Raw genomic sequence first — 426 nt, 5'->3', positions numbered from 1 at the left:
CGGTTGAGCACACGGGACACCGTTCGCGGGCAGATCCCGAGCTTGGCGGCGATCTCGTCAGGACCGCACCGGTGGCGTTTGCGCCAGGCCACGATCTGGTTCTCCACGCTGGGCCGGACACGGGTCGGACTGGTATGCGGCCGCGAGGACCGGTCGTGAAGACCGTCTTCACCCTCGGTCTCAAAACGACTGATCCAGGTGTGGACGCATTTACGCGAAACCCCCATCGCTTTCGCGATATGGGCCTTGGGCCAGCCAGCCTGATACCGGCGCACTATCAGCAGCCGGCCGTGAAACGTCGTACGGGCATTACGGTGGGACACGAGAACCTCCGGACGGTGGTGGACCTAGACAAGCCACACCCCACCCGGAGGTTCTCCTCACATCAAGCCAACACGCCTGCTACCAACGTCCTGTCCCAGTACA

Annotated in this window: 2 protein-coding genes; one reads left to right on the top strand and one right to left on the bottom strand. The window is 63.4% G+C overall.

Annotation, left to right across the window (positions count from 1 at the left end):
* Positions 1-275 (bottom strand): helix-turn-helix domain-containing protein (locus CQY20_RS34065; RefSeq protein WP_234816552.1); only part of this gene is annotated, 275 nt, incomplete at its 3' end.
* Between CQY20_RS34065 and CQY20_RS35875 the strand changes: the two genes are divergently transcribed.
* The coding region (locus tag CQY20_RS35875) for a hypothetical protein (RefSeq protein WP_234816553.1) at positions 156-426 on the top strand (271 nt) is incomplete at its 3' end. The genes CQY20_RS34065 and CQY20_RS35875 overlap by 120 nt on opposite strands.

Origin of the sequence: Mycolicibacterium agri, assembly GCF_002553505.1 — a bacterium.
GTDB lineage: Bacteria > Actinomycetota > Actinomycetes > Mycobacteriales > Mycobacteriaceae > Mycobacterium > Mycobacterium agri.
This window is presented reverse-complemented; position numbering and strand designations above follow the sequence as displayed.